The sequence below is a fragment of the Pseudoalteromonas sp. NZS127_1 genome (genome assembly GCF_015864295.1).
Lineage (GTDB): Bacteria > Pseudomonadota > Gammaproteobacteria > Enterobacterales > Alteromonadaceae > Pseudoalteromonas > Pseudoalteromonas arctica.
Genome location: NZ_JADYXO010000047.1, coordinates 1 through 3869, shown reverse-complemented (window position 1 = coordinate 3869; position 3869 = coordinate 1). Strand labels below are relative to the sequence as shown.

The window sequence follows — 3869 nt, the reverse complement described above, 5'->3', positions numbered from 1 at the left end:
TGAAGGTCTTCGTTTTGCTATCCGTGAAGGTGGTCGTACTGTAGGTGCTGGTGTTGTAGCAACTATCGTAGCGTAATTATTAGCCTAGCTAATTGTTACCAAAAAGCCCGAGCTTAGTCTCGGGCTTTTTAATGTCTAGAATAAAGTGTTATATGAAGGTGGCGGTAGGTGCTTTGTAGTAACGTTCAAAGCGTAATTATTAGCCTAGCTAATTGTTACCAAAAAGCCCGAGCTTAGTCTCGGGCTTTTTAATGTCTATAATAAAGTGTCATATGAAGGTGGCGCTCTTACTTTAGGCGTAGGTGCGTTGTAGTAACGTCCAAAGCGTAATTATTAGCCTAGCTAATTGTTATCAAAAAGCCCGAGCTTAGTCTCGGGCTTTTTAATGTCTAGAATAAAGTGTCATATGAAGGTGGCGCTCTTACTTTAGGCGTAGGTGCGTTGTAGTAACGTTCAAAGCGTAATTATTAGCCTAGCTAATTGTTACCAAAAAGCCCGAGCTTAGCCTCGGGCTTATTAATGTCTAGAATAAAATGTCATATGAAGGTGGCGCTCTTACTTTAGGCGTAGGTGCGTTGTAGTAACGTTCAGAGCGTAATTATTAGCCTAGCTAATTGTTACCAAAAAGCCTGAGCTTAGTCTCGGGCTTTTTAATGTCTAAAATAAAGAGTGATTTGAAGGTGAGGATTTCACATTAGACGAAGATGCTTGGTAACAACATTCAAAATATCATTATTGGTATTAATAAAAAACCCGAGCCTAGCCCGGGTTTTGATAAGTTATGAATATGCCATAATTGGCTGAAAACTATTCAATATTTTGGATCTGTTCTCTCATTTGTTCAATCAATACTTTTAACTCTACGGCGGCAGTAGTGATGTCACTATTGATAGACTTAGATGCTAGCGTGTTAGCTTCACGATTAAATTCTTGCATCATAAAATCTAGGCGGCGGCCACATGCGCCACCTTTTTTAAGGATTTTTTTAGTTTCTTTAACGTGAGACTTTAAACGATCTAATTCTTCAGCTACATCTTGTTTTTGAGCAAGATAAATAAGTTCTTGTTCAAGGCGTGACTCGTCAATGTTTGCTGTTAAGTCTTCTAGCTTTTGAGCCAGTTTTTCACGCTGCCACTTAGCAATCTCAGGCATATGCGTTTCTACAATTTCTACTTGCTCTAAAATCGCATCAAGGCGGATTGCTATCATTTCTTCAAGGTTTGCACCTTCATCGCCACGAGCTGATTTAAAATCTTCGATTACTTGATCAAGACCAGCAATTAGTGCTGTATTAACGCTATCCATATCAAGTTCTTCAGCTTCCATAACACCAGGCCAACGTAATATATCAACAGGATTAATGTCGCCATTACTTTGCTGTTGAACCCATTTAGCGCTATTTATAAGTTGCTCAGCAAGGGCTTGGTTAATTGATAGCTCACCAACATGGGCAGGATTTGCTACAAACTTTAAAAAAACCTCAACTTTACCGCGTTGTAAGTGTTTGCGTAAACGCTCACGAATAACTGGCTCCATGCCACGAAATTGCTCTGGTGCGCGAATAAATGTTTCAAGGTAACGCTGGTTCACTGAACGAACTTCCCAAGTGCCAGTTCCCCAATCGCCTTTTATTTCGCGACGCGCATAAGCTGTCATACTGTGGATCATGGATATTTTCCTAAATTTATAAATACAATATTACGATGATTATACCGTAACACCGCTTAAGCTCTAGGGAAAATTTAATACACTGAATATTTTGCATACAGCTATTTATTTAAATCAGCATGGTATCTATACCCACATACACTTATAATGTCGCAAATTCTGAATTAAGGGGATCGTCAATGCGTCCAAGCGAAAGAACACCTAATCAAATTAGACCTGTTACATTTACACGTAATTATACTTTGCATGCTGAAGGCTCAGTACTTGTTGAGTTTGGTAACACCAAAGTACTTTGTACAGCTACTGTCGAATCGGGCGTTCCTCGTTTCATGAAAGGTCAGGGTAAAGGTTGGATCAATGCTGAATACGGTATGTTACCGCGAGCAACGCATACGCGTAATGCTCGAGAAGCTGCACGTGGTAAGCAGGGCGGTCGTACTATGGAAATTCAACGTTTAATTGCACGTGCACTGCGTGCTGCTGTTGATTTAAAAGCACTTGGCGAAAACACAATCACCATTGACTGTGATGTAATCCAAGCAGATGGCGGTACACGTACTGCTTCTATAAGTGGTGCATGTGTTGCACTTGTTGATGCGCTAACGCACATGCGTGCAAAGGGTATGATTAATTCAAACCCACTTAAGCATATGATTGCAGCTATTTCAGTAGGTATATACAAAGGCCAAGCAATTAGCGATTTAGAATATATTGAAGATTCAGCAGCAGAAACTGATATGAATGTAATTTTAACCGAAACAGGTAAAATTATAGAAATTCAAGGCACAGCCGAAGGCGAACCTTTCTCGTTTGATGAGCTAGATGAGTTACTTACTTTAGCTAAACATTCTATTCGTGAGATCATTGACGTACAAAAGCAAGCATTAGCATAAATAGGTAGGCCACTAGATATGAAAGATTATCAAAAAGAGTTTATAGAATTTGCTCTAGAGAAGCAGGTATTAAAATTTGGTGAGTTTACTTTAAAGTCAGGGCGCATAAGTCCTTACTTTTTTAATGCCGGTTTGTTTAATACAGGTCGTGACTTAGCACGTTTAGGTCGTTTTTATGCATCAGCATTAGAAGATTCAGCGATAGAGTACGATGTACTATTTGGTCCCGCGTATAAGGGTATCCCAATAGCAACAACGACGGCAGTTGCATTAGCAGATCACCATGATAAAGATGTACCGTACTGTTTTAACCGTAAAGAGAAAAAAGCACACGGTGAAGGAGGTACATTAGTAGGCTCAGAACTCAATGGCAAAATAATGCTAGTTGATGATGTAATTACCGCAGGTACCGCTATTCGTGAGTCCATGGAAATTATTGCACAAAATGGTGCAGACCTTAGTGGTGTTTTAATTGCATTAGATCGCCAAGAAAAAGGTAAAGCCGAGTTATCAGCTATTCAAGAAGTTGAACGCGACTTTAATACCAAAGTAATTTCTATTGTAAAATTAGCAGACCTTATTAGTTACCTTGAAAACCAAGGAACGATGGGCGAGCATTTAGCCTCAGTTAAAGCTTACCGTGATCAATACGGCGTAGCATAAATAAAAAGCCTCGCAGTGCGGGGCTTTATTTTGACCTTCATTCATAGAGTTTATTAATGAAAGATGTATTAAAACCAAATGGCTTAGGCCTCAAACGCGTTTTCAAAGCAACCTATTGCTCCTATCTTGGCTTTAAAGCAGCATTTAAAGAAGAAGCTGCATTTAGACAAGAGCTATTACTAAGCCTTATATTATTCCCCACTTCATTTTGGCTGGCTTCATCATTATTACACTGGGCAATACTAATTAGCTCACTGCTTATTATTCTAATAGTTGAATTGCTAAACTCTGCCATTGAAGCATTAACAGATCGAGTAAGTACAGAATTGCATGTATTGTCAGGTAGAGCCAAAGATATGGGATCTGCAGCCGTAACACTTTCATTAACGATCGTGTTGATCATATGGGGTGTAAGTCTTTATATGAAGATCGTTTAAGCTCACTTTTAATATTAGTGAAGTTTAAACACCTTTAGTTGTTAATAATTTGCTAGTTATGTTGTGTTTTTAACGTGTTTAGCTCAAATACTCAGCGAACAGCACATTATTTCAAGTTTTCTTCAAAAAAGGGTTGATCTGTTTTCGGATCTCCCTATAATGCGACCCCACTGAGACGGGAAACGCCAACGCATAGCGAGGCACGAAC

At 39.2% G+C, this 3869-nt stretch carries 4 protein-coding genes and 1 pseudogene; 4 read left to right on the top strand and 1 reads right to left on the bottom strand.

Going from position 1 to position 3869, the window contains the following annotated elements; translation table 11 throughout:
- A pseudogene (locus I6F50_RS20020) lies at positions 1 to 76 on the top strand (elongation factor Tu); the annotation flags it as partial.
- 731 nt (positions 77 to 807) lie between these two features.
- On the opposite strand, the gene I6F50_RS20015 reads toward I6F50_RS20020, so the two are convergent.
- Positions 808 to 1668, bottom strand: coding sequence for a YicC/YloC family endoribonuclease (locus I6F50_RS20015; RefSeq protein ID WP_002958889.1), 861 nt, complete (start codon positions 1666 to 1668; stop codon positions 808 to 810).
- Positions 1669 to 1847: 179 nt separating this feature from the next.
- Between I6F50_RS20015 and rph the strand changes: the two genes are divergently transcribed.
- Genes rph through I6F50_RS20000 form a run of 3 tightly spaced genes read left to right on the top strand, consistent with a single transcriptional unit; the run spans position 1848 to position 3661 of the window.
- Entirely contained in the window at positions 1848 to 2561 is a 714-nt protein-coding gene (gene rph, locus I6F50_RS20010; protein WP_002958890.1) for a ribonuclease PH, read from the top strand.
- 18 nt (positions 2562 to 2579) lie between these two features.
- A complete protein-coding gene (gene pyrE, locus I6F50_RS20005; RefSeq protein ID WP_007583381.1) occupies positions 2580 to 3224 on the top strand; it encodes an orotate phosphoribosyltransferase in 645 nt (214 codons plus the stop codon).
- Positions 3225 to 3280: 56 nt separating this feature from the next.
- Positions 3281 to 3661 (top strand): diacylglycerol kinase, encoded by a 381-nt coding sequence (locus I6F50_RS20000; RefSeq protein WP_007583384.1) that lies wholly within the window; start codon positions 3281 to 3283, stop codon positions 3659 to 3661.
- Positions 3662 to 3869 lie beyond the last annotated feature (208 nt).

What these genes read in the sequence shown, in the direction of transcription:
- pyrE (WP_007583381.1), top strand. Translation starts at nt 2,580, where the DNA reads ATGAAAGATTATCAAAAAGAGTTTATAGAATTTGCTCTAGAGAAGCAG.
- I6F50_RS20000 (WP_007583384.1), top strand. Translation starts at nt 3,281, where the DNA reads ATGAAAGATGTATTAAAACCAAATGGCTTAGGCCTCAAACGCGTTTTC.
- I6F50_RS20015 (WP_002958889.1), bottom strand. Translation starts at nt 1,668, where the DNA reads ATGATCCACAGTATGACAGCTTATGCGCGTCGCGAAATAAAAGGCGAT.
- rph (WP_002958890.1), top strand. Translation starts at nt 1,848, where the DNA reads ATGCGTCCAAGCGAAAGAACACCTAATCAAATTAGACCTGTTACATTT.